This is a genomic window from Streptomyces sp. NPDC030245 (assembly GCF_055572995.1).
Window position 1 is genome coordinate 297484 of the sequence record NZ_JBVICF010000011.1, and the last position, 24404, is coordinate 321887.

The following is a 24404-nucleotide window of genomic DNA, read 5'->3' on the forward strand; positions in this document are numbered from 1 at the left end:
CTGGCCCCGCCCGGCCGGGGCTCCTCCCGGTCAGGAGGGCGGTCAGGAGGGCGGTCAGGAGGGCTCCGGCAGACGCCGCTCCCAGAGGCGTTCCCCCTCCTCCTTCAACGCCTGCCAGCGGGCTTCACGAGCCTCGCGGGCGGCGTCGGCGGGGGTGGGGGTTCTGTGGGGCTCGGGTGGGGGCGGGGGTTGCGATGCTCCCGCCTGGGGGTGCGGCTGTGGTTGCGGCTGCGGCTCTCGCGCCGAGTGCTGCGGCTGCGGCTCTCGCGCCGGGTGCTGCGGCTGTGGCTGTGGCTTTCGCTCCGGATTCAGCGCTCGGTCGGCGGGCCAGGTCTCGGCCGGGAGGACGGGCTCCGGCTGCTCCGGCAGCTGCGGCTGCTCCAGCGGTTCCAGCTGATCCCGTGACCGCAGCGATCCCGACGGCTGCGGCAGTTCCGCCCGCTCCAGCGGTTCCGACTGTTCCCGTCGCCGCAGCGACCCCGACAGCTCCGGCAGTCCCGGCCGCTCCAGCGGTTCCCGCGGCCCGATCGGTTCCCGGGGGCCCAACGATTCCCGCGACCGCAGCGGTTCCCAGCGCCCCAGCAGTTGCCGCACTCCCAGCGGTTCCCGGGGGCCCAACGATTCCCGCGACCACAGCGGTTCCCAGCGCCCCAGCAATTGCCGCGCCCCCAGCAGTTGCCGCGCTCCCAGCGATTCCCGGGACCCCAGCGATTCCCGGGACCCCAGCAGTTGCCGTGCTCCCAGCAGTTGCCGCGGTTCCCTCGGTTCCCGCGGTTCCCTCGGTTCCCGCGGTTCCCTCGGTCCGAGCGGTGCCCGTCGCCTCAGCGGTTCCCGGAGCCCCAGGGCTCCCCGGAGTTCCCGGAGTTCCCGGAGTCCGCGCGCTTCGCGCGGTCCCGACAGCGCCCGTCGTCCCGGCGGTTCCGTCGGCGTCGGTGCCTTTCGGGCTGCGGTCACCGACCGCTCCTCCGTCGCCCCGTGGTCCGCCGGGCGCCCCGCCCAGGGGAGCCGCAGCGAAGGCATCGCCGGCCGCGGCAGCCACGCCCGCCGAGCCTTCGGGGAGGGGCGGCGCGTGGCGGGGCGTCGCAGGCGACACGCCCGCAGGACCAGTGCCACCGGCACCCCGACCAGCATCGTCCAGCCGAGCGCCGCCGCCCCCACCTGCCACCACACCGGCCCGAACTCGGCGAGCACCCCCGCGCCCATCGGCCCGCCCGCGAGCGCCCCGAGCACCGCCATCACCGCCCCGCACACCACCGCCGCCAGCGCGGCACACACGGCCGTCCGCCCGGCCGGCCACACCTCGTACCGCTCCCCGTAGGCGGGCACCGCCGCCTCGGCCGTGCACCACGCGACCGCGCACCCCGCCGCCACGGGCACCACCGCGGCCGACCAGGTCAGGGGCGACCCGGGCCCGGCCGGCGGCACCGCCGCGAGCAGCGGGAAGGAGGGCGGCATCAGCGGCGCCGCACCCGCGGCGAGAGGGCTCGTGACGACGCCCGTGCCGAGGGCGAAACCGGGCCCGAGGCCGTAGGCCGCGCCCCACACCGCGGCGTTCGGCACGAGGACGACGGCCAGCATCAGCACCGCGAGCCGCCCCGACCACACCTCCGTGACCTGCGTGAACGACGTCTGCATCAGCCCGGCGCGCAGCACGAGCGACACCGCGACGAGCAGCGCCCCACCGCCGACGAGCGCCAGCGCGCCCGCCATCCCGGCCCGGACGACGGCCTCCGCGCGGCGCCGGGCGAGGAAGCTCCGTACGAGCGCGGCGCGCAGAGCGACCCGCGTGCCCTCCGGCAACTCGGCCAGCGGACGGCGCACGACCTCCGGCAGCGGCCCGCACAGGCGCCCCCGCGCCGTCCACACCCCGAGCCCGGCGGCACCCACCGCGACGCCCGGTACGTGCACGAGCGTGCTGAGCCAGTCGGGCCGCAGCGCACCGCCCGCCGCGTAGAGCGCCGCGGCCCCGGCGACGAACAGATAGCCGACCACCACCCCGCACCACGCCGTCCGCCCGGTGTGCCCGCGCTCCTCGGGGGACGCCGCGTCGCGCGCCGCCCGGTGCAGCAGCCATGCGGGCAGGACGGCGAGGAGCAGCGGGGTCAACCCGATCGGCGCGGGCGCGCCCGTGAGGGTGTCCGCCCTGGTCAGTTCCGCGCCGTGGGCCAGCAGCCAGAGCCCCGCCGCGACGTGCAGGGCGCCGTCGGGTCCGCTGTCCGGGTAGGGCGAGCTGATCCACAACATGATGACCAGCACGGCGAACGCGCCGAGCCCAAGTCCCGCGGCGAGGGCCCCGCCCAGCGCGCAGGCGGCCAGTCCGGGCGAACGATCGCGGACCCGCGTGCGCGGCGGCGCGGCGGGCGGCGACGAGGCGTGGTGATCGAACGTCTGGGTCACGCGGCCATGCTGCCAACGACACGCGCTTTCTACCCGTAACAGGCGAATATCGGATGTGTCGCCCAATATACGTTTATGTAATTATCCGTACGGCGGGTCAGCCGCGCCCGGCCCCCGCCGTACGTCGGCCCACGGTGCGGAGAGTCCGACATGCCCCAGAGCCCTGCCACGCCTCTGCCGTCCCCCAAGGAACGCCGCAGGCTGCGCGAGGCGAAGTCGCTGAGCCAGGCCGACATCGCGGCGAAGATCGGCGTCACCCGCGAGACGGTCCGTTCGTGGGAAACGGGCCGCACCGCGCCGCGGGGCCGCAAACGGGAGGCCTACCTGCGACTCCTGACCCCGGAGGCCGCCGCTCCGGCCACCGGACGCGCCCCGAAGACACGACCCCCGGCCGGATCCCTCGCGCGCCCCCCGAAACGAACCCCGCCCCACACCACGGCACCGGCGACAGCTTCCGCTCCCGCCACCACCACCGCCCGGCCCCCCATCCCCACCAACACCGTCCCCCTGCCCCAGCCCATCCGGGTGACGACGACCGCCGCGCCCCCGGTGCCCGGACCGCGGGACCACAGCCCCGCCCAGGCCTTCGACGCCCTCTGCGCCTACTGCGCCCCCGGCCTCGTACGCCAGACGTACCTGCTCACCGGACGGCGCGCCCTGGCACAGGAGTCGGTGGAGCGGGCCTTCCAACTGGCGTGGCAGCGCTGGCCCGAGGTGGCGGTCGACCGCGACCCGGCGGGGTGGGTGCGCGCGGCGGCGTACGAGTACGCGATGTCCCCCTGGCACCGCTTCCGGCCCGGCTGGCACCAGCGGGACGCCCTGCCCACGACGGCGGCCGACCGCGCCTTCCTCGACGTACTCCTGAGCCTGCCGCCCGCGCAGCGCCGCACCCTGATGCTCTACGACGGGCTCGGCCTCGACCTGCCGGACACCGCCGCCGAGACGGAGGCGAGCACACCGGCCACCGCGAAACGCCTGCTGCACGCGCGCGCGGCGGTCGCCGAGAAGATGCCCGAACTGGCGGACCCCGAAGTGCTGCACCGGCGCCTCATGGAGGTCGCGGGGGCCGAGGCGCTGCGGCTGCCCAGGGCGGAGCGGGTCAGGACAGGCAGCGAGTACCGCGCCCGCTTCTGGACGCGCGCCGCCATCGCGTTCACGGCCCTGATCGTCGGCGCGACAGCCCTGACCCTGCGCAACGCACCCACCCAGTACGAACCCCCACAGGCCCCCGGCACCGCCATCAACGGCGTACCACCCCGCATGGGCCCGGGCCCCCTCTCCTACGAGGACACCACCCTCCGCGAAAAACTCCGTTCAGAACTAACCACAGGCGACCCCCGCCTGACCCCCCGCCTGCCGTAGACACGCCCCGTCGGGGGGGCTTTCAGGGGCGCGGGGAACTGCGCAACCAGCCCCCACCGGCCCGGGTTTTCAGGGGCGCGGGGAACTGCGCGACCAACCCCCACCGGACCGGGGGTTTTCAGGGGCGCGGGGAACTGCGCAACCAGCCCCCACCGGACCGGGGGTTTTCAGGGGCGCGAGGAACTGCGCGACAAGCCCCCACCGGACCCGCAGCCGAAAAGACGAAAGTGGGCCCGCACCTCATACGCTGAGGTGCGGGCCCACTTTCAAACACTGCGAAACCGACGGAGTCAGCCCGCCAGAATCTCGCGCGCCAGCTTCGCCGTCTCGGTAGGCGTCTTGCCGACCTTCACCCCGGCAGCCTCAAGCGCCTCCTTCTTCGCGGCAGCGGTACCGGAGGAACCGGAGACGATGGCACCCGCGTGGCCCATCGTCTTGCCCTCGGGCGCCGTGAAGCCCGCGACGTAACCGACGACCGGCTTCGTCACGTTCTCCTTGATGAAGTCCGCCGCACGCTCCTCCGCGTCACCGCCGATCTCACCGATCATGACGATCAGGTCGGTGTCGGGGTCGGCCTCGAACGCCGCGAGGGCGTCGATGTGCGTCGTGCCGATGACCGGGTCACCACCGATGCCGACGGCCGACGAGAAGCCGATGTCACGGAGCTCGTACATCATCTGGTACGTCAGCGTGCCCGACTTCGAGACGAGACCGATGCGGCCCGGCTTGGTGATGTCGCCGGGGATGATGCCCGCGTTCGACTGACCGGGGGTGATCAGACCCGGGCAGTTCGGACCGATGATGCGGGTCTTGTTGCCCTTCGACTTCGCGTACGCCCAGAAGGCGGCGGAGTCGTGGACGGCGATGCCCTCGGTGATGACGACCGCGAGCGGGATCTCGGCGTCGATCGCCTCGACGACGGCGGCCTTGGAGAAGGCCGGCGGCACGAAGAGGACGGAGACGTTGGCGCCCGTCTTCTCCATGGCCTCCTTGACGGAGCCGAAGACCGGGACCTCGGTGCCGTCGAAGTCGACGGAGGTGCCGGCCTTGCGCGGGTTCACGCCGCCGACGATGTTCGTGCCGTCACCCAGCATGAGCTTGGTGTGCTTCATGCCCGTGGCACCGGTCATGCCCTGGACGATGACCTTGCTGTCCTTGTTGAGGAAGATAGCCATGGCTGTTCTTTCCCTCGTCCCTTACTTCGCGGCCGCGAGCTCGGCGGCCTTGTCGGCCGCGCCGTCCATGGTGTCCACACGCTGCACCAGCGGGTGGTTGGCGTCGCTCAGGATCTTGCGACCCAGCTCCGCGTTGTTGCCGTCGAGGCGCACGACCAGCGGCTTCTCGACCTTCTCGCCCTTGGAGGCGAGCAGCTCCAGGGCCTGCACGATGCCGTTGGCGACCTCGTCGCACGCGGTGATGCCACCGAAGACGTTGACGAAGACGGACTTGACGTCCGAGTCGCCGAGGATGATCTCCAGGCCGTTCGCCATGACCTCGGCGGAGGCGCCGCCACCGATGTCGAGGAAGTTGGCGGGCTTCACGCCGCCGTGGTTCTCACCGGCGTACGCGACGACGTCGAGGGTGCTCATCACGAGACCCGCGCCGTTGCCGATGATGCCGACCTCGCCGTCGAGCTTGACGTAGTTGAGGCCCTTGGCCTTGGCAGCAGCCTCGAGCGGGTTGGCTGCGTCCTTGTCCTCGAGCGCCTCGTGGTCCGGCTGGCGGAAGTCGGCGTTCTCGTCGAGCGAGACCTTGCCGTCCAGGGCCAGGATGCGGCCGTCCTTGGTCTTCACCAGCGGGTTGACCTCGACGAGGAGCGCGTCCTCGGCGACGAACGTGTCCCACAGGGTCACCATGACCTCGGCGACCTTCTCGGCCACCTCGGCCGGGAACTTCGCCTGGGCCACGATCTCGCGGGCCTTCTCGATGGTGACGCCGTCGTTGGAGTCGACCGGGACCTTCGCGAGGGCCTCGGGGGTCTTCTCCGCGACCTCCTCGATGTCCATGCCGCCCTGCACCGACGCCATGGCGAGGAAGGTGCGGTTGGTGCGGTCGAGGAGGTACGAGACGTAGTACTCCGCCTCGATCTCCGGGGACAGCTCGGCGATCATCACCTTGTGGACCGTGTGGCCCTTGATGTCCATGCCGAGGATGTCCGTCGCGCGGGCGACGGCCTCGTCCGGGTCCGCCGCCAGCTTCACGCCGCCGGCCTTGCCGCGGCCGCCGACCTTCACCTGCGCCTTGACGACCGACTTGCCGCCAAGGCGTTCGGTGGCCTCGCGCGCCGCCTCAGGCGTGTCGATGACTTCACCGGCCAGCACCGGTACACCGTGCTTGGCGAAGAGGTCCCTCGCCTGGTACTCGAACAGGTCCACGCGCGTCCGTCCCTTATCCGTGATCTCGCTGCGATCTGCTGCATTGGTGTCAGCTGTCTGCATGGGCGTGCCGCGGAGGGCAACGTGACTGCGCTGTCACAAGGGAGGCGTAGGACGGAGTCCAGTACGCGGCATGTCCGTCTCGCAGGTTATCGCCGCAGGACGTGGGTCCCTAAATCGCAGATCACATTTGGGCGGTGATGACGGTCACAGATCGCGGCCGCGAAGTGCCGACGGGCGGCCCCTGCTGCGCCAGGGACCGCCCGTTTGCTTCCGTTGCTCCAGCCGTTTGCTTACGTTGCTACGGCCGTTTGCTTCTGTTGCTCCAGCGATCAGCTGGTGTGCAGGTAGCCCGGCGTCACGTCCGCGGCGACGCCCCGGACTCCGGTGGCGGCGTGGCCCGCGAGGTCCTGGGCGTCGGGAGCGACGGTCCCGGCGAGATCCCGCGCGAACGGCTGGACCTGCGAGGCGACGCCACCCGCGAAGGGCCGGACATCACCCGTCACCCCCTGCGCCAGGCCGCCCGCACTGCCGCCGACCCCCCGCACGACGGGCCGCACCTGGTCCGTCACGGTCCGCACCAGCGGCGTGACCGAACCGGTGACGCCATCCGCGAACGGCCGCACGTCCTCCCCCACGACCGCCTCGGCGAACGGCGGAACCTCACCGACCACACCACCGGCGAACGGCCGCACCTCCCCGACCACGCCCTGCGCCAGGTACGCCGCGTCGCCGACGGCCTGCCCCGCGACCGGCACGGCACCGTCGACAGCGGTGGCCGCGACGGGCGGCAGCACAGCGGCGGCGGTCTCATCGGCGATGGGGGTGGCGGTGTCCAGGACACGGGCCGGGGCGTCGGCCGGGGCATCGACGGGGGCGTCGGCCGGGGTGTGCGCGAAGGCGGAGAGGGGGCCGAAGAGGTAGTCGATGTCGTCCTGGTCAGCGACGTCCGGGCTCTCCGGAGCCTCCGGGACCTCTGGGGTCTTCGGGGCCTCCGGGGCCTCCGGGGCCTCGGGGACCTCTGCGTCGTCCGCGACCTCCGCGACCTCCGCGACCTCCGCGACGGCGTCGGACGCCTGGTCCGGCAGCGCGATGGAGTGCTGGGGCAGCTCGTCGGCGCTGGCGACGGCGGAACCGAGTGCCCAGGCACCCGTGACACCGGCGGCTATGACGATGGAACGGCGAATGTTCTTGTTCATGCTTGCGTCGGATCCTTCGAATTCGAGCTCTGACTCACGAGCTCCGGCTGTGAACCCGGTGCTTCCGGAGATGTCCGGTGACCGGAGGGCAGACCTGTACCGCCCCCGCGCGGCAGGTCGTCGCGGGGAAAGGGCTGCCCTAGCCGGGGAATTCGGGAATGTCGCGCTGTCTGTCACGGATCGGCGCGGGGCCAGCGGGAACCCCGGGCCCGGACTGCATCCGAACCGGCGCACGACCACCGAACGCGGCGGCGTGCAGATCACCGTGGCGCGACGAACCACCGTCGCCCACCGACGCATTGCCGAGACTGCCACTGCCGCCACCGGGGTACGCCGGCCCGGGCAACGGCACACGCTTCGTACCGTTCGCAACGTGGACTTGATCGCGCCGGTCCGGCTCGATGAACCGGGGCGGCTCGGGCTGCACGGGCAGCAGCTCCGGAGACTCAGCGCGTACGACAGGACGTACAGCTGCACGTGCACCGGTGCGCACGACTGGGCGTACGACATGCCGTACGACGGGCTCCGCGGCAACCGGCGTCACCGCGCGAACAGGTTCCGTCCCCCGCAGCGGCCGAACCAGTTCGTCCGCCAAAGCCCGCTGAACCTGCTGAACCCGCCGAACCGGCGGCACATTCGCAATCTGCCGAACCGGCAGAACCCGCTGAACCCGCCGAGCGGGCTGAACCTGCCGAGCGGGTTGAACCGGCTGAACCGACTGGACCTGCCGAACCGGCTCAACTTCCTGAGCTTGCCGCACCGGCTGAACGTCCTGAACCTGCTGGACCCGCAACTGCCCCGCGTCACCGACAGGAAGTCCATCCGCCGCCTGTGCCCGCTCCCCGAAGAGGAACCCGAGAACCAGCAACCCACCCAGCAACAGCACCACGTGCAGCCCACGCCGACCGGCCACCGCACGCACGGAGCGCACAGCGGCACCGGGCGGAACGGCCGCGAGCAGCGCGGAAACTGAGGTCAAGGCGGGAATGTTCCTCTGAAAGGGTGGGCGAGGCGCGTAGATACTCGCACGGGACGCACGCCGTCGCGCAAGCCCGCCGTCACCGATGCCTGCTCATGTCCCGTTCCCCGCCGCCGTGTCCGGTATGGGCAGTGGGCGCCTTTCGATCGCCGCGGCCATCACCTCCGGGAAGAGGTCCGGCGTGCAGGCGAAGGCCGGCGCGCCCAGCGCCGCGAGCGCCGCCGCGTGCTCGCGGTCGTATGCGGGAGCACCTTCGTCGGAGAGCGCGAGCAGCGTCACGAACTGCACTCCGGACGCCTTCATCGCCGCGACCCGCTTCAGCATCTCGTTGCGTATGCCGCCTTCGTAGAGGTCGCTGATGAGGACGACGACCGTGTCGGCGGGCCGGGTGATCTGCGACTGGCAGTACGCCAGCGCCCTGTTGATGTCGGTCCCGCCGCCCAGCTGCGTACCGAAGAGGACGTCGACCGGGTCGTCGAGTTGGTCGGTGAGGTCGACGACGTTCGTGTCGAAGACGACGAGCCGTGTGTTCAGCGACCGCATGGACCCGAGCACGGCCCCGAACACCGAGGCGTAGACCACGGACGCGGCCATCGACCCCGACTGGTCGATGCAGAGGATGACCTCCTTCTTCACGGACTGGGACGCCCTCCCGTACCCGATGAGCCGCTCGGGGACGATCGTCCGGTACTCCGGCAGGTAGTTCTTGAGGTTGACCGCGATCGTGCGGTTCCAGTCGATGTCGTGGTGGCGGGGCCTGCTGACGCGGGCGCTGCGGTCGAGGGCTCCGGTGAGCGTGGAACGGGTCCGGGTCGCGAGCCGCTTCTCCAGGTCTTCGACGACCTTGCGCACGACGGCACGCGCGGTCTCCTTGGTCGTCTCCGGCATGGCCTTGTTGAGGGAGAGCAGGGTGCCGACCAGGTGCACGTCCGCGTCGACGGCGTCCAGCATCTCCGGCTCGAGGAGGAGCGCGGAGAGCCCCAGCCGGTCGATGGCGTCGCGCTGCATGACCTGGACGACGGACGAGGGGAAGTACGCCCGGATGTCCCCGAGCCAGCGCGCCACGGACGGCGCCGACGCCCCGAGCCCCGCCGAACGGTCCCGCCCCCGGCCGTCCTTCTCGCCCCCTCCCCCGTACAGCGCGGAGAGCGCGCCATCCATCGCCGCGTCCTGGCCGGTGAGCGTGCATCCCGTCCCGTCGGCGCCGTCCCCGCCCAGCACGAGCCGCCACCGCCGCAGCCGCTCATCGGTCGTCCCGCTCATCCCGCCACCCCCACACAGTCGCTGCCGTCGACCCCCACCGCGGCCCCCGACACCGCGCGCCCCGCCACCTCTGCCTCCACCTCCGCTGTCGCCTCCGCTTCCTCTCCCCTCGCCTCTCTCCCACCCTGTTCCGCTGCCGCTCGTGGTCCCGTCGGCAGGCCCAGCAGCAGGTGCACGATCGGCAGGACGGCGTCCGCGCGCGCGGCATCGACCTCATCGGCGAAACCGGGCAGGCCTCCCCCTGCCCCCCTCATGGGCCCGCTCGCCCCGCGCCCCGCCCCGGCTCCGGCCCCCGCCGGCCCACGTCTCACCAGCTCGCCCAACGTCCGCCGCACCCCCGGCTCGTACGCCGAGAAAGTGCGCCGCAGCAACGGCAGTACGTCGGTGAAGGCGCTGTCCGACACCCCGCTCAGCCAGTCGTCGACCAGACCGAGCAGCCGCTCGTCGTGCACCAGCAGCATCCCGCCGCCGGAACCGCCTCCGACGAACCCCTCGATCCAGGCGGCCCCTTCCGCGGGCGCGCTGCCCCGGGACAGCGCGAGCCCCATGAGCCGGGCGACCTCCTCGTCCCCCCACACCCCCGCGTCCAGCAACAGGCGCACGCTCCGCCCCCGCACGACCCCGGCGACGGTGTCCCGCTGCCCCAGCACCCGGAGCACGGAGTGCCAGCGCTCCCGCACCCCCCGTCCCGTCGCCGCGTGAGCCGTGTCCGGGGCGCCGGGTGGTGGCGGCTGAGGCTCCGGCCCTCCGGCCCGGCCCGGGTGGATGTCGTCGAGCAGTCCCACCGCCCGGTGCACGGCGTCGACGTGCCCCCGCATCTCCACGGCCGCCTCCGCGTCCAGCCCCGCGCACGCGGGCGGCAGCCCCACGAAGATCCGCTCGGCGAGGCCCAGGGCCACCCCGCCGAGAGCCTCGGTGCCGGTCCCCCGGACGTCCCCGTACCGCAGGGACCGCACCAGCGCGGGCAACGCCTGCGCGAGGTGGCCGACGTCCGCGTCCAGCGCCGCCCGGTCCGCCAGGACCCGCATCACCACGGGCAGCGCGTCCGGCAGCTCGGCCAGCAGACACCGCTCGGCGAGCGCGGTGACGTCGGCGAGGGCCCGCGCGTCGACCGCGTCGGACGAGGCCTTGCCCGTGGCCGCGGCGAGGACCGTGGTCCCCCACACGCCCGCCTCCGCGACCCGCACGGAGAGCTCCGGCTCCCACCGCAGCCGCCAGGCCTCCCGGAACGTCCCCGTGCTCCCCCGCGCCGCCACCGGCTCCCCCCAGTGGACGCCGAGCAGCCGCAGCCGGTGCAGCAGTCTGCTGCGCGCGGCGTCGGTCTCCTTGCGGAGGTCGAGCTCCAACTCCCGCTCCGCCGCCTCCGGTTTGAGCCGCAGCGTGCGTTGCAGCCGCGTGAGGTCCCGCTGGAGCGGCACCGCGGGCGCCGACTCGGGCACCTCGCCCAGCACGTCACCCACGACGAGCTTGTCGTGCACGAGCGCGAGCGGGACGTCGGAGCCCTCGCACAGCACCGCCCGCACGGCGTCGGTCGTCTCGGTCAGCCCGGCCAGTGGCCGCCCCCGCATGGCGGCCAGCGTGTCGGCGAGCCGCACCGCCTCGATGACGTGCGCGGACGAGACGAGCATGTCCTCCTCGCGCAACAGCCCCGCGACCTTCGTCATCCACCGCTCGACGGGCCGGTCGGGTGCGCTGAACAGATGCCCGTACCAGCCGGGGGAGGTGATGCCCGCGCCGTACCCGCTGGCGCGGGATAGCCGGCGGTGGGTCCACGGAACCCACGTCATCTCGGCCTTCACCTTGGGCAGCCCCTTGAGCAGCGCCCGGTCGGCGGCCACGGTGACCTTCCGCAGCAGCGCGGGGACGTGCCAGGCCCCGCACACCACGGCGACCCGCTCGGGCCCGAACTCCTTCTGCGCGGCGCGCACCTGGAGCCGCATGTACGCCTCGCGCACCAGGTCACGGTCGTGCCCGCCGTCCCCGTATGCCGCGCGCAGCGCCCCCATCGCGTCGCCCAGCGCCTCGAACGGGGCGAACGCGTCACCGTCCGCTCCCCGGTGCTCGACGACGTCCTCCCACCAGCGCTCGGGGTCGTCGTACCCGGCGGTCTCGGCGAGGACGCCGATGGGGTCGATCCGCACGTCGGTTCGCACGCCCTCTGCGCTCCCGTCCTCCTCACCGTCCTGCTCCAGTCCGCCTTCCTCACCGTCCTGCTGCCGTCCGCCGTCCTCCCCCGGCGGCGCCTTGTCGCCCCCCTCCTCCGCCTCGGCGCGCAGGGCGAGCGAGTGCGCCGCGGGCAGATCGATGAAGCGCACCGGCGCCCCATGCCCCAAGGCCCACTTGATGGCGACCCACTCCGGGGAGAACTCGGCGAGCGGCCAGAACGCCGAACGGCCCGGCTCGTCCACCACATGGGCGAGCAGCGCCACCGGCGGCCGCATCCCCTCGTCGGCGGCGAGCGGCACCAGCGCGTCGGCCTCGGGCGGGCCCTCCACGAGCACGACGTCGGGCCGCCTCTCGTCGAGCGCCGCCCGCACCGCACGCGCGGAACCCGGCCCGTGGTGCCGCACCCCGAGCAACAGCGGCTCCGGCGCCCTCGTCATGCGCTCACCTCGCGGCACGCGCGGTAGAAGTCCTTCCACCCGTCGCGCTCCCGCACGACCGCCTCCAGGTACTCCTGCCAGATGACGCGGTCCGCCGCCGGGTCGCGCACGACGGCGCCGAGGATGCCGGCGGCGACATCGCCGGGGCGCAGGACGCCGTCCCCGAAGTGAGCGGCCAGCGCGAGCCCGTTGGTGACGACGGAGATCGCCTCGGCCGTGGACAGCGTGCCGCTGGGCGACTTCAGTTTCGTCCGCCCGTCAGCCGTGACGCCGTCGCGGAGCTCGCGGAAGACGGTGACGACACGCCGTATCTCGTCGATGCCTTCCGGCCCCGTGGGCAGGTCGAGGGAGCGGCCGATCTGGTCGACGCGGCGCGAGACGATGTCGACCTCGGCGTCGGCGCTCTCGGGCAGCGGCAGGACGACGGTGTTGAAGCGGCGGCGCAGGGCGCTCGACAGGTCGTTGACCCCGCGGTCGCGGTCGTTGGCCGTGGCGATGAGGTTGAAGCCGCGCACGGCCTGCTGCTCCTGCCCCAGCTCCGGGATGGGCAGCGTCTTCTCCGACAGGATCGTGATCAGCGTGTCCTGCACGTCGGCCGGGATGCGGGTCAGCTCCTCGACGCGGGCCGTCATGCCCTCCGCCATCGCCCGCATGACGGGGCTGGGCACGAGGGCGTCGCGGCTGGGGCCGTGCGCGAGCAGCTGGGCGTAGTTCCAGCCGTACCGGATGGCTTCCTCCGGGGTGCCCGCGGTGCCCTGGACGAGGAGGGTCGAGTCGCCGCTGACGGCGGCCGCGAGGTGCTCGGACACCCAGGTCTTGGCGGTGCCGGGGACGCCGAGCAGCAGCAGCGCGCGGTCGGTGGCGAGGGTGGTGACGGCGACCTCGACGATGCGTCGCGGCCCCACGTACTTCGGCGTGATCACCGTGCCGTCGGGCAGGGTGCCGCCGAGCAGATAGGTGGCGACGGCCCACGGCGAGAGCTTCCACCGCTGCGGCCTCGGCCGGTCGTCCTGCGCGGCGAGCGCGGCCAGTTCGGCGGCGAAGGCCTGCTCGGCGTGCGGCCGCAGGGCATCCGACGGATTCGCGGTCGCGGACGTCGTCGAGTCGACGGAAACGGTCATGGAGCGATCCCCCTCCAGCTCGTCCGGACGCGTCTGGCCCGGATATGTCTCAACGGTGCACCACGCCACTGACAATCAGCCTCCGCACGCCGCTGACCTGCGCAAAAGTCTGCCGCCGGGTCGATTGTCAGTGGCTGCGCCTACCTTCGAGACATGACTCAGCAGGGGGTGCGCTGGACGGCGGATCAGGTGCTGGCACTGGCTCCTGACGCCCCGTCACGCAAGGCGGGAAGCAAACTCGGCGTCGCCGGCCCATGGTCGGAGGCGGGCAGTTCTGACGAGGGGACGGTGTGGGGGCTGTGCAAGGGCAGTGGCAGCAAGCCGTATCAGACGGTCGTCGACATCGCGGACGCGGCGGGCCCGGCGTACAAATGCAGTTGTCCGAGCCGCAAGTTCCCGTGCAAGCACGCGCTGGGGCTGCTGCTGGTCTGGACGGGCGCGGACGGCACCGTGCCGGAAGGCGGAGATCCGCCGCCCTGGGCCGAGGAATGGCTCACGTCACGCCGCAAGAAGGCCGAGGACAGGCGGAGTTCGGCTGCCGTGCCCGCCGGCGCGGCGGACCCGGAGGCGGCCCGTAGAAGAGCGGAGAAGCGGGCCGAGCGGATCACCGCGGGGGCGTCGGAGCTGGAGCAGCGCCTGTCCGACCTGCTCCGCGGCGGCACCGCCTCGGCCGAGCAGGCGGGGTACGGCGCGTGGGAGGAGACGGCGGCCCGCATGGTCGACGCGCAGGCGCCGGGACTCGCCGCTCGGGTGCGGGAGTTGGGGGCGATCCCGTCCTCCGGGCCCGGCTGGCCCGCGCGTCTCCTGGAGGAGTGTGCGCTGCTCCACCTCCTCGACCAGGGTTGGCTCCACCGCGACCGGCTGCCGGCCGACCTGGCGGCCACGGTCCGCTCGCGCGTCGGCCTGCCCGCGCACCCGGAAGGCCCACCGCTGCGGGACCAGTGGCTGGTCCTCGCCCAGTACGACACGGCGGACAGCAGACTCACCACACGCCGCATATGGCTGTACGGCACGGAATCGGGCCGTACCGCGCTCCTCCTCTCGTACGGCGCGGCGGGCCGCGCGCCCACGCTCGCCCTCCCGGTGGGCCTGGCGCTCGACGCCGAGGTGACCGCCTACCCCGGCGCGTCCCAGCCGCGCGTGGACCTGGGCGAACAGTTCGCAGCACCGGCACCCACCGCACACCGACCCCCGGGCATACGCACGGAAGAGGCCGCCGTCCGCTACGGCGAAGCGTTGCGCGGCGACCCCTGGCTGGAGTCCTGGCCGGTCACGCTCACCGGGGTGATACCGACCCCGCACGAAGACTCTTGGCAGCTGGCGGACGGACCGACGGAACAACCGCCGGGCCACCTGGCGGACTCCGGAGCCACCACCGCCCTCCCCTTGTCCCCAGCCGCCATGTCCCGGCCAGGCCTATGGCGTCTGGTCTCCCTGTCCGGAGGCACGCCGCTGACGGTCTTCGGCGAGTGCGGCCATCAAGGCTTCACGCCCCTCACGGCCTGGCGGAAGGACTCACGAGAGCCGGTGTCGCTGTGCTGACAACCGCACCCCATGGGACGAACACACATCAGAAAACGAACACACACCAGGAGCCAGCCGCACACCAGGGGCACGACCGCGCACCAGCAGACGTCCACACGCCAGGAGACACCCATGCCCACTTCACCTCCCACCCCCACCTGGGACGACCTGGTCACGACCGCCCTACTGGGTACCGACCGCCGCGCGCTGCCGCCCGCCATCAACGCCCCCGGCAAGGAGGCGCCGCTCGCCCTCCTGGACGCGGCGGCCGTGCAGACGGTGCGCCGCAGGGCGGGCCTGCGCCCGGCGCCGGCCGCCGCACCACTCGAACCCGCCCCGGACGACCCCAGGCCGCAGGTGCCGCCCGCGGCCGGACGCAGGCTCGCGACGCTGCTCGCCGACCAGCCGGGCACCGGCAGCGCCGGCCGGCGCGGCGCCGCACCCGACCTGATGGAGCTCCTGCCCCAGTGGCTGGCCCTGGCCAACGCGCGGGGATACAGCGCACCACCGGAGCTCCTGCCCGCCCTCCTGAACGCGGCCCGCGGCCGCACGGACCTGCGCCCCCAGGCACTCACCTTCGCGGGCCCGAGAGCTCTCTGGCTGGCCCGTCTGAACCCCGACTGGAAGTTCGCGCTCCGTGCCACCCCGGGAGGCGGCGTGGCGCTCCCGTCCACCGACGACGCACAGAGAGTCGGTCAGCTCTGGGAGGAAGGCCTCTTCGCCGAGCGTGTCGCCCTGCTCACCGCCCTGCGCGCGGACAACGCCCGCATGGCCCTGGACCTGCTCACCTCCACCTGGCCGACGGAGCGGGCGGAGGACCGGCTGATGTTCCTCGACTCGCTGCGCACGGGCCTCTCCGCCGCGGACGAACCCTTCCTGGAGCAGGCCCTCACCGACCGCAGCCGCAACGTCCGCTCCACCGCGGCGGAACTGCTGTCCGCGCTCCCCGAATCGGCCCTGGCCGGCCGGATGTCGGCACGCGCGGCCTCCTGCGTGGCCGTCGACCACACATCGAGCACGCCGACCCTCACCGTCGAGGCGCCGCACGAGTGCGACGCGGGCATGGAGCGGGACGGCGTCATCCCGAAGCCCCCCGCCGGCCGGGGCGAGCGCTCCTGGTGGCTCGGCCAGCTCGTGGAAGCGGCCCCGCTCGCCACCTGGCCGCCCCGGCTCGGCAACCGCACCCCGACGGAGATCATGGCGCTCCCGGTTGCCGACGACTGGCGGGGCGAACTGCACGCCGCATGGTGCCGCGCGGCCGTACGCCAGCGTGACGTGGCCTGGTCGAGAGCGCTGCTGGGCGCCCCCGCCTCACCCGACGCGGCGGGCCCGGGCGCCGTGTCCCTCGCCGAGCGGTCCAAACTGCTCGCCTCCCTGCCCGCTGCTGAGCGCGCGGACTGGGTGGCGGGGTTCATAGCGGCGCACGGCCTGTCTGAGGCGTTCCAACTGCTCGGCGTCTGCGCGGTCCCCTGGGCCGGGCCTCTGGGCCGGGCCGTGGTGGACTCCCTGAACATCGCGCGCGACGCGGGCAGTTACCCGTGGAGCTTCAGCGGAGTGATGGGCCTGGCCGAGCGGTGTCTGGACCCGGCCGAGGCGGTCCGCCTGGAAGCGCTCACCGCGGTCCCCGACGAAGCGGAGGACGCGTCACCCGGCGCGGGCGGCTACTGGTCGGAAGCGTTCCAGCGCCTGGTCACCACCCTGCGCCTGCGCGCGGCGATACGCGACGAACTCACCCCGCCGACATGACGCCGACCACCACGGCGACGGGCCCCCCTCGGACCACCGCGGCGATGGACACCCTCAGACGGCCACGGCGACGGGCGCCCTGGGACGGCCTCGGCGATGGGCCTTCAGACGGCCTGTCGCACGTTCCCGCGGACCCACTCCACGATCGACGTGGTGGTGGCCCCGGGCGTGAAGATCTCCGCGACGCCCTTCTCCTTCAGCGGTGCGATGTCCGCCTCCGGGATGATGCCGCCACCGAACACCTTGATGTCCTCCGCGTCCCGTTCCTTCAAGAGCTCCAACACCCGCGCGAACAGCGTGTTGTGCGCTCCGGAGAGGATGGAGAGGCCGATCGCGTCGGCGTCCTCCTGGATCGCGGTGTCCACCACCTGCTCGGGCGTCTGGTGCAGCCCGGTGTAGATGACCTCCATACCGGCGTCGCGCAACGCCCGCGCGATCACCTTGGCCCCGCGATCGTGCCCGTCGAGCCCCGGCTTGGCGACCACCACGCGGATCGGCCCGGCTGCCACACCCATCACTGCCTCCATGTACCGATATCCGTAACCGACAACAGTCTGTCCCGGCACAGATACCCCGCGCCGCACCGGCCGGGGAAGTGAACGAACGTTATCCCCAGCATCGCGCAAGCGGCAGTTTCACGGTGGAGAGGGAGGGGGAAATCACACGTGGGACACGTTCGCTGCGCGCCCGTCCGTAACCCAGGGGTTCACGCTCCGCATCCGGACCAGGCGCGAGGGGAGCCGCAACGAGACGCCGGGCCACCGCGCCGGCAGCCGCACGGCGTGGTGACACCGCGCATCGGCGATGCAACGGGGGCAAGGAGTCACCGCAGAGCGGTGGCCGGGATCGCCATCGCACAGCCGACTCCTCGACCACGACTCCCCCTAGGGCACACGGGGGACAGAGCCTCCCTTCCGTGCGCCAAACGGGAGGTCGACGATGCCGGTCACCAAGGCTCACGCGGGGGCGCGCCCCTTTCGCCCGCTCGGTTCGCTGCTGCCGAAAATCCTCGGCCTGACCCCACTCCCGGCCCTCCCGTCTCTTCCATCCCTCCCGTCTCTCCCGTTTCTCCCCGCCCTGCCGGCCAAAGTGGCCGGGCTCTCCGTGGCCCTGCTGAAGGCGACCGCCCTGGAGCTGACGATCCTCGCGGGCCACGTGCTCCTCTACCCCTCCGGCATCGCCCAGGAGCGCAGGCCGGCCCCGGTCCAGCCACCCCCCGGCGCTCCCCGCCTGCCCCCGGACGGCAGGCCTCCGGTCCTACTCCTGCACGGCTTCATCGACAACCGCTCCGTCTTCGTACTGCTGCGCCGCGCGCTCTCCCAGCACGGCCGCCGGGTGGAGACCCTCAACTACTCCCCGCTGACCTGCGACATCCGCGTCGCCGCCGAATTACTCGGCCGCCACATCGAGGAGATCTGCGAGCGCACGGGACACGCCCGGGTCGACATCGTCGGACACAGCCTCGGCGGCCTGATCGCCCGCTATTACGTACAGCGGCTCGACGGTGACGCACGCGTGCGCACGCTGGTCACGCTCGGCACCCCGCACGCCGGCACCCGCGTCGTGCCGCTCGCCGACGCCCACCCGATCGTCCGGCAGATGCGTCCCGGCTCCGACGTGATCCAGGAACTCAAGGAGCCCGCACAGGGCTGCCGCACGCAGTTCGTGAGTTTCTGGAGCGACCTGGACCAGATCATGGACCCGCTGGAGACGGCCTGCGTCGACCACCCCGACCTGCTCGCGCAGAACGTCCGCGTGACCGGCATCGGGCATCTCGCGCTGCCGGTGCACCCCGCCGTCGCGAACGGCATACGCCAGGCACTCGACCTGGCGAATCCGGGAGCCGACGCCAAGAGCGCGCCGGGCGGACTGACGGTCGCCTGAACCGGACCGACCCCATCCGTCACTCCCCACCCCGCACCCCCGCACGCCCTCACTCCTATCGAACGAACCTCGAACGCAGAGCCAAGGCTGTGCCCACAGTCCCCCGAAAGACGGCCGAATGCCCGTTTCCTGAAACCGTGAAACCTGCCGAAGATTGTCGCGCCCGTATACCGCCGGGTACAGTCGCCGCACTGCTCCGCCCCTGCTGCCGAGGCGAAAGAGAAGTTGGTGAACGATCGTCACCCGTCGGGGAGCTCGACTCCCCCGTCCTCGGCACCCGGCGCCGACCAACCGCACTACCCGACGTACGACCAACAGAGCGCCGAGCACGGCGGCTACGGCTACGACACCTACTCCACCGGCACCTTCGCCGCCACCGGTTTCGACACCGGAAGCTTCGACACCGGTACTTTCGCCACCGACCCGCTCTTCGGTGACATGCCCGGCGCCGGGCAGGACACGGGCCAGTGGGCGACCACCACGGCCACCCCGGCCCCGCCGCAGCGGACGACGCTCGCCGAGGACCCGTACGCGGCGCAGTACTACGCCGAGACGTACGACACCGGCAGTTACGACACCGCCTCCATGTGGTCGACCGGTGGCTACCAGCAACTCGCCGACATCCCCTCGCAGCAGGGCCCCGACTCCACGGGCCAGTGGGACACCACCGCCTGGGACCGGACGCCGCAGGCCGGCGAGTGGGACACGCAGACTTTCGACACGAGCGCGTACGACCCGCAAGACCGGCATGACGAGGCCTCGCCGCACGAAGCGGAGCGCTCCGACCTCGACCAGTACGCGCTCGACGCCGACGCCGAAGCCGCGTACGGGACGGACTCCGAGGCGGTCGCCGCGGATCCCGGGAGCGCCGCTCCCCGCGCGTCCCGCGCCTCCCGCGGAAAGGGTGGCGGCGCCGACGGCGGCCGCTCCAGGACCCGCCGCCGGACCCCCGCCAAACGCTCCGCCCTGTTCACCGTCGCGGTGCCCTCGGCCTGCGTGATGGGCGTCGCCGGAGTGGCCGCCGCGTCGGTGGGCAACTTCGGCGGGGACGACGAGAAGAAGGAAGCGGCAGCGTCGGCTCCGGACACCGCGCCCGTGCAGCCCGCCGCCGCCAACAACCAGCTGGACACCCAGCTGGCCAATCTCTCCGCCGACGCCGGCGACTTCGCGGACCGCGCGAGCCGCACGCAGGAACGCATCGACCTCAAGGCCGAGAAGGTGGCCGCCCAGAAGAAGGCGGCGGCCGAGGCGGCGCGCAAGGAGCGGCTGCGCCCCAAGTTCGCCCTGCCGGTGAAACAGCACGGCCTCAGCGCGCAGTACGGCCAGGCGGGCGTCAACTGGATGTCGGCGCACTCCGGCATCGACTTCCCGGTGTCGTACGGCAGCGAGGTCTTCGCCGCGACCGACGGCACGGTGACGACCAAGTGGAACAGCGCCTACGGCAACATGGCGATCGTCACCGCGAAGGACGGCACGGAGACGTGGTACTGCCACCTCTCCACGCACAAGATCTCCAGCGGTCCCGTGAAGGCGGGCGAGACCATCGCCTTCTCAGGGAACTCCGGCAACTCCACAGGACCGCACCTGCACTTCGAGGTGCGGCCCGCCGGCGGCTCGGCGATCGACCCGCTGCCGTGGCTCCGCAGCCACGGCCTCGACCCGACGTAACGTAACTCCGGCCGCCGGCCTGCCGGTCAGAGCTTTTCCACCGGCGCGTACCTCAGCAGCAGGCGCTTGGGCTTGGGCTCTCCGAAGTCCACCGTCGCCTCGGCGTTCGCACCTGTCCCCTTCACTCCGACCACGGTCCCGAGGCCGAACTGGTCGTGCGTGACCCGGTCGCCGACGGCGAGCGACACCACCGGCTTCTCCGACGCGCGGCGCGTGGCGAAGCCCTGCGCCCCGCCGGAACGCGAGCGCGAGGAGGACAGCGTCGAGGCGATGCCCGCGGCGGGCCCGGACGACGCGGGCGCGCCCATCGAACCGGTCCGCTTCCAGTCCAGGTGCGTGTCCGGGATCTCCTCGAGGAAACGCGACGGCGGGTTGTACGACGGCTGGCCCCAGGCGCTGCGCATCGAGGACCGCGTCAGATAGAGCCGCTCACGCGCGCGTGTGATGCCCACGTAGGCGAGGCGGCGCTCCTCCTCCAGCTCCTTGACCTGTCCGAGGGCGCGCATGTGCGGGAAGACGCCGTCCTCCATGCCGGTCAGGAAGACGACGGGGAATTCGAGGCCCTTGGCGGTGTGCAGGGTCATGAGTGTGATGACTCCGGAGCCGTCGTCCTCCTCGTCGGGGATCTGGTCGGAGTCGGCGACCAGGGCGACGCGCTCCAGGAAGTCGGAGAGCGTACCGGCCGGGGCGGTCCCCTCCTCGCCCTCGGCGGCCGCGCTGTTGTCCTGCTCGAACTCCAGCGCCACGGCGGCGAGCTCCTGGAGGTTCTCGATGCGCGTCTCGTCCTGCGGGTCGGTCGATGCCTGCAACTCGGCGAGGTAACCGGTGCGTTCGAGCACGGCTTCCAGGACGACGGCCGGTCCTGCGCCGGACTCGACGATGGTCCGCAGCTCCTCCATGAGCGTGTTGAAACGCTTGACGGCGTTGGTGGAGCGGGCCGCCATTCCGTACGCCTCGTCGACGCGGCGCAGGGCCTGCGGGAAGGAGATCTTCTCGCGCTGCGAGAGCGCGTCGATCATGGCTTCGGCGCGGTCACCGATGCCCCTCTTCGGCACGTTCAGGATGCGGCGCAGCGGGACCGCGTCCTCGGGGTTGGCGAGAACGCGCAGGTAGGCCAGCACATCGCGGACCTCCTTGCGCTCGTAGAAGCGGACGCCGCCGACGACCTTGTAGGGCAGGCCGACGCGGATGAAGATCTCTTCGAAGACACGGGACTGGGCGTTCGTCCGGTAGAAGATCGCGACGTCGCCGGCCTTGGCCTCGCCCGCGTCGGTGAGGCGGTCGATCTCGTCGGCGACGAACTGGGCCTCGTCGTGCTCGGTGTCGGCGACGTATCCGGTGATGCGTGCGCCCTCGCCCTGGTTGGTCCAGAGGTTCTTGGGGCGGCGGCTCTCGTTCCGCTCGATGACCGCGTTGGCGGCGGTCAGGATCGTCTGCGTGGAGCGGTAGTTCTGCTCCAGGAGGATCGTCGTCGCGTCGGTGTAGTCCTCCTCGAACTGGAGGATGTTGCGGATCGTGGCGCCGCGGAAGGCGTAGATGGACTGGTCGGCGTCGCCCACCACGCACAGCTCCGCCGGGTCGTCCCCCTCGCCTCCGGAGGGGCCGACCAGCTCGCGCACCAGCGCGTACTGCGCGTGGTTCGTGTCCTGGTACTCGTCCACCATGACGTGCCGGAAACGGCGCCTGTAGTGCTCGGCGACGTCCGGGAAGGCGCGCAGCAGGTGGACCGTCGTCATGATCAGGTCGTCGAAGTCCAGCGCGTTCGCCTCGCGGAGGCGCGACTGGTACATGGCGTAGGCCTGGGCGAGGGTCTTCTCGAAGCCGTCGGCAGCCTGACCTGCGAAGTCCTCTTCGTCAATCAGCTCGTTCTTCAGGTTCGAGATCTTGGCGCTGAACGACTTCGGCGGGAACTTCTTCGGGTCGAGGTCCAGGTCGCGGCAGACCAGGGCCATGAGGCGCTTGGAGTCCGCGGCGTCGTAGATCGAGAAGGAGGAGGTGAAGCCCAGCTTCTTGTACTCGCGGCGGAGGATGCGGACGCAGGCGCTGTGGAAGGTGGACACCCACATCGCGTTCGCCCGGGGGCCGACGAGCTGCTCGACGCGCTCCTTCATCTCGCCCGCGGCCTTGTTCGTGAAGGTGATCGCGAGGATCTGGCCGGGGTGCACGCCGCGCTCGGCGAGGAGGTACGCGATGCGGTGGGTCAGCACACGGGTCTTGCCGGAGCCGGCGCCGGCCACGATGAGCAGGGGGGAGCCGGCGTGCACGACGGCCGCGCGCTGGTTCTCGTTCAGCCCGTCGAGGAGCGACGCCGGGTCGATGACCGGGCGCGGGGCGCCGTCGCGGTAGTGCGACTCCCGGGTCATGGGCGCGTCGAACTTCCCGTCGAACAAATCGTCCGGAATGGGCTCCGGAGCGCTGTCCTCGGGCGGCGGCGGAGGCGCTTCGTCCGCGGCCCGGGAGGGCTGCAGGTCCGCCAGGAAGCTGTCATCAAAGAGGCTGCTCATCGCCTCCCGAGTCTAGGCGGCCCCACTGACAACCCGCTGCGGTTCCGGACACACCCCGGCCTTCCTACGCCTCTTCCTACGCCGCGCTCGCACGCGATCACACTCCGCTACGCCTCCACCCCCTCGCCGCCCTGCCCGCATCAAGGGCCTCGTAAAGTCACGAAAATGTATCGGGCATATCGAACATCAACCTTCACAGGAGTGACACGGGTTGGCTAGCGTGCCCGGCGGGCCACTCGCCCCCCACCGGCGAACCCCGCCGGGAACGGGTGGCCTCCGCCGAGTCCGACGTGTTCGGAGCCGGGGACCCACCAGAACCTTGGGGTGAATCGGTCCCGTACGAAGTACGGGACTGTAGGGCAGCCTTCCGAACCACCCGCCCGAACCCGACAGCTAACCCGGTAGGCGGTCTACGGAAGGAGTCGCCTCCCTTGGCGTCGCACCGCAAGCCGCGGACCCGTACAACCGGCATACGCACGGCCCCCGCCATCGGCATCACGACGGCAGCCCTCACCTCCGTCGCCCTCCTGGCACAGAGCGCGCAGGCGGCGCCCTCCGCGCCGACGAAGCCCAGCCTCGAAGAGGTCCAGAAGAAGGTCGACGAGCTCTACCAGCAGGCCGGCGTGGCCACCCAGAAGTACAACTCGGTCAAGGAGCGCACCGACAAGCAGCGCAAGAAGGTCGACCGCCTGCTCGACGACGTGGCCAGGCGCACGGATGAGCTGAACGACGCACGCGAGGAGCTGGGCTCGTTCGCCGCTGCCCAGTACCGCACGGGTGCCGTCTCGGAGACGGCCGCGATGATGCTCGCCGACGACCCGCAGGGCTACTTCGACCAGAACCACCTGGCGGACCGGCTGACCTCGCGGCAGAAGAAGGCGGTCGACGACTACCAGGCGCAGCAGGCGTCGGCGACCGAGCAGCGTACGAAGGCCGCGAAGAGCCTCAAGACGCTGAGCGACTCCCGGGACGACCTCAGGACGAGCAAGCGGACCGTCCAGAAGAAGCTGGGCGACGCGCGTGAGCTCCTTTCGAAGCTGACCGCCGAGGAGAAGGCGCGGCTCGCGGAGATCGAGCGGAAGAAGAAGCAGGAGGCCAAGCGCAAGGCCGAGAAGCTGGCCCGCGAGCAGGCCGCGGAGGCGGAGCGCGAGCGGAAGGCCGAGGAGGCGGCGCAGCGGGAGAAGGAGCGGGAGGCCGACCAGGGCTCTGGTTCCGGATCCGGCTCCGGTTCTGGTTCTGGTTCCGACGCGGGCTCGGGTTCGGACTCCGGTTCCGGCTCCGGCTCCGGAAGCACCGACGGCAGCTACGCCACCAAGGCCGCGAAGGTCATCGATTTTGCGGAGGGTCAGATCGGCAAGCCGTACGTCTGGGGCGCCACCGGCCCCGACTCCTACGACTGCTCCGGACTCACCCAGGACGCCTGGAAGGCCGCGGGGATCTCCCTGCCGCGCACCACATGGGACCAGGTCAAGGTCGGCACGACCGTGAAGACCGCCGATGCCAAGCCGGGTGACCTTGTGTTCTTCTACGACGACATCAGTCACGTGGGGATCTACATCGGCAACGGCAAGATGATCCACGCCCCGAAGCCGGGCGCGAACGTCCGCGTCGAGTCGATCTATTACATGCCGATCCACAGCGTGGTACGCCCCGCTTGAGAACGAAGGCCCCTCGCAGCAGCGAGACGCCCCCTCTACGCGCGCGTGGCCCGCATCCTCCCCGGATGCGTTGTCCTGGGCCGGCGGGAGGGTTCGCCTCCCGCTCCCACATCACGCGCCA

The 24404-nt window shown here is 72.0% G+C and carries 16 protein-coding genes and 1 riboswitch; of the genes, 7 read left to right on the forward strand and 9 right to left on the reverse strand.

Annotated features, from left to right (window positions below; genetic code table 11):
- Positions 1–54 precede the first annotated feature (54 nt).
- The gene (locus tag ACZ4Z4_RS28740) at positions 55–2397 is read right to left on the reverse strand and encodes a cell division protein PerM (protein ID WP_468333431.1); all 2343 of its coding nucleotides are present in this window, start codon (positions 2395–2397) and stop codon (positions 55–57) included.
- 150 nt (positions 2398–2547) lie between these two features.
- On the opposite strand from ACZ4Z4_RS28740, the gene ACZ4Z4_RS28745 reads away from it, so the two are divergent.
- On the forward strand, positions 2548–3759 hold the full coding sequence (locus ACZ4Z4_RS28745) for a helix-turn-helix domain-containing protein (RefSeq protein ID WP_468333434.1): 1212 nt from the start codon (positions 2548–2550) through the stop codon (positions 3757–3759).
- A gap of 290 nt (positions 3760–4049) precedes the next feature.
- Here ACZ4Z4_RS28745 and sucD read toward each other — a convergent pair whose 3' ends face one another.
- The 3 genes from sucD to ACZ4Z4_RS28760 form a co-directional block, all read right to left on the reverse strand.
- Complete coding sequence (gene sucD, locus ACZ4Z4_RS28750; RefSeq protein WP_468333437.1) at positions 4050–4934, reverse strand: succinate--CoA ligase subunit alpha; 885 nt, start codon at positions 4932–4934, stop codon at positions 4050–4052.
- 21 nt (positions 4935–4955) lie between these two features.
- Positions 4956–6134, reverse strand: coding sequence for an ADP-forming succinate--CoA ligase subunit beta (sucC, locus tag ACZ4Z4_RS28755; RefSeq protein WP_468333440.1), 1179 nt, complete (start codon positions 6132–6134; stop codon positions 4956–4958).
- Between the two features lie 332 nt (positions 6135–6466).
- A complete protein-coding gene (locus ACZ4Z4_RS28760; protein ID WP_468333443.1) occupies positions 6467–7333 on the reverse strand; it encodes a hypothetical protein in 867 nt (288 codons plus the stop codon).
- Positions 7334–7586: 253 nt separating this feature from the next.
- On the opposite strand from ACZ4Z4_RS28760, the gene ACZ4Z4_RS28765 reads away from it, so the two are divergent.
- Positions 7587–8306: a hypothetical protein gene (locus ACZ4Z4_RS28765; RefSeq protein ID WP_468333446.1), complete on the forward strand. Its 720-nt coding sequence runs from the start codon at positions 7587–7589 to the stop codon at positions 8304–8306.
- A 99-nt stretch (positions 8307–8405) separates the two neighbouring features.
- On the opposite strand, the gene ACZ4Z4_RS28770 is transcribed toward ACZ4Z4_RS28765, so the two are convergent.
- The 3 genes from ACZ4Z4_RS28770 to ACZ4Z4_RS28780 are packed head-to-tail and all read right to left on the reverse strand — an operon-like array spanning position 8406 to position 13299.
- On the reverse strand, positions 8406–9575 hold the full coding sequence (locus ACZ4Z4_RS28770) for a VWA domain-containing protein (protein WP_468333449.1): 1170 nt from the start codon (positions 9573–9575) through the stop codon (positions 8406–8408).
- Positions 9572–12178, reverse strand: coding sequence for a DUF5682 family protein (locus ACZ4Z4_RS28775; protein WP_468333451.1), 2607 nt, complete (start codon positions 12176–12178; stop codon positions 9572–9574). The genes ACZ4Z4_RS28770 and ACZ4Z4_RS28775 overlap by 4 nt, the downstream gene beginning before the upstream one ends.
- Positions 12175–13299 (reverse strand): ATP-binding protein, encoded by a 1125-nt coding sequence (locus ACZ4Z4_RS28780; RefSeq protein ID WP_468333454.1) that lies wholly within the window; start codon positions 13297–13299, stop codon positions 12175–12177. Before ACZ4Z4_RS28780 ends, ACZ4Z4_RS28775 begins: the two co-directional genes overlap by 4 nt.
- Before the next feature lie 153 nt (positions 13300–13452).
- On the opposite strand from ACZ4Z4_RS28780, the gene ACZ4Z4_RS28785 reads away from it, so the two are divergent.
- On the forward strand, positions 13453–14841 hold the full coding sequence (locus ACZ4Z4_RS28785; protein WP_468333457.1) for an SWIM zinc finger family protein: 1389 nt from the start codon (positions 13453–13455) through the stop codon (positions 14839–14841).
- Positions 14842–14955: 114 nt separating this feature from the next.
- Positions 14956–16569 carry a DUF5691 domain-containing protein gene (locus ACZ4Z4_RS28790; RefSeq protein WP_468333460.1) on the forward strand — a complete coding sequence of 538 codons (1614 nt, stop codon included), beginning with the start codon at positions 14956–14958 and terminating at the stop codon, positions 16567–16569.
- A gap of 104 nt (positions 16570–16673) precedes the next feature.
- Here the strand turns inward: ACZ4Z4_RS28790 and ACZ4Z4_RS28795 are convergent, their stop codons facing one another.
- Positions 16674–17084 (reverse strand): cobalamin B12-binding domain-containing protein, encoded by a 411-nt coding sequence (locus tag ACZ4Z4_RS28795; protein WP_398300317.1) that lies wholly within the window; start codon positions 17082–17084, stop codon positions 16674–16676.
- Positions 17085–17508: 424 nt separating this feature from the next.
- Between ACZ4Z4_RS28795 and ACZ4Z4_RS28800 the strand changes: the two genes are divergently transcribed.
- A complete protein-coding gene (locus ACZ4Z4_RS28800) occupies positions 17509–18453 on the forward strand; it encodes a lipase family alpha/beta hydrolase (RefSeq protein WP_468333462.1) in 945 nt (314 codons plus the stop codon).
- Positions 18454–18681: 228 nt separating this feature from the next.
- The gene (locus ACZ4Z4_RS28805; protein ID WP_468333465.1) at positions 18682–20121 is read left to right on the forward strand and encodes a M23 family metallopeptidase; all 1440 of its coding nucleotides are present in this window, start codon (positions 18682–18684) and stop codon (positions 20119–20121) included.
- 26 nt (positions 20122–20147) lie between these two features.
- On the opposite strand, the gene pcrA is transcribed toward ACZ4Z4_RS28805, so the two are convergent.
- Positions 20148–22625 carry a DNA helicase PcrA gene (gene pcrA / locus ACZ4Z4_RS28810; RefSeq protein WP_468333468.1) on the reverse strand — a complete coding sequence of 826 codons (2478 nt, stop codon included), beginning with the start codon at positions 22623–22625 and terminating at the stop codon, positions 20148–20150.
- Between the two features lie 267 nt (positions 22626–22892).
- Positions 22893–23048, forward strand: a riboswitch (cyclic di-AMP (ydaO/yuaA leader).
- Positions 23049–23056: 8 nt separating this feature from the next.
- Here pcrA and ACZ4Z4_RS28815 point away from each other — a divergent pair.
- Positions 23057–24283: a C40 family peptidase gene (locus ACZ4Z4_RS28815; protein WP_468333471.1), complete on the forward strand. Its 1227-nt coding sequence runs from the start codon at positions 23057–23059 to the stop codon at positions 24281–24283.
- Positions 24284–24404: the final 121 nt, after the last annotated feature.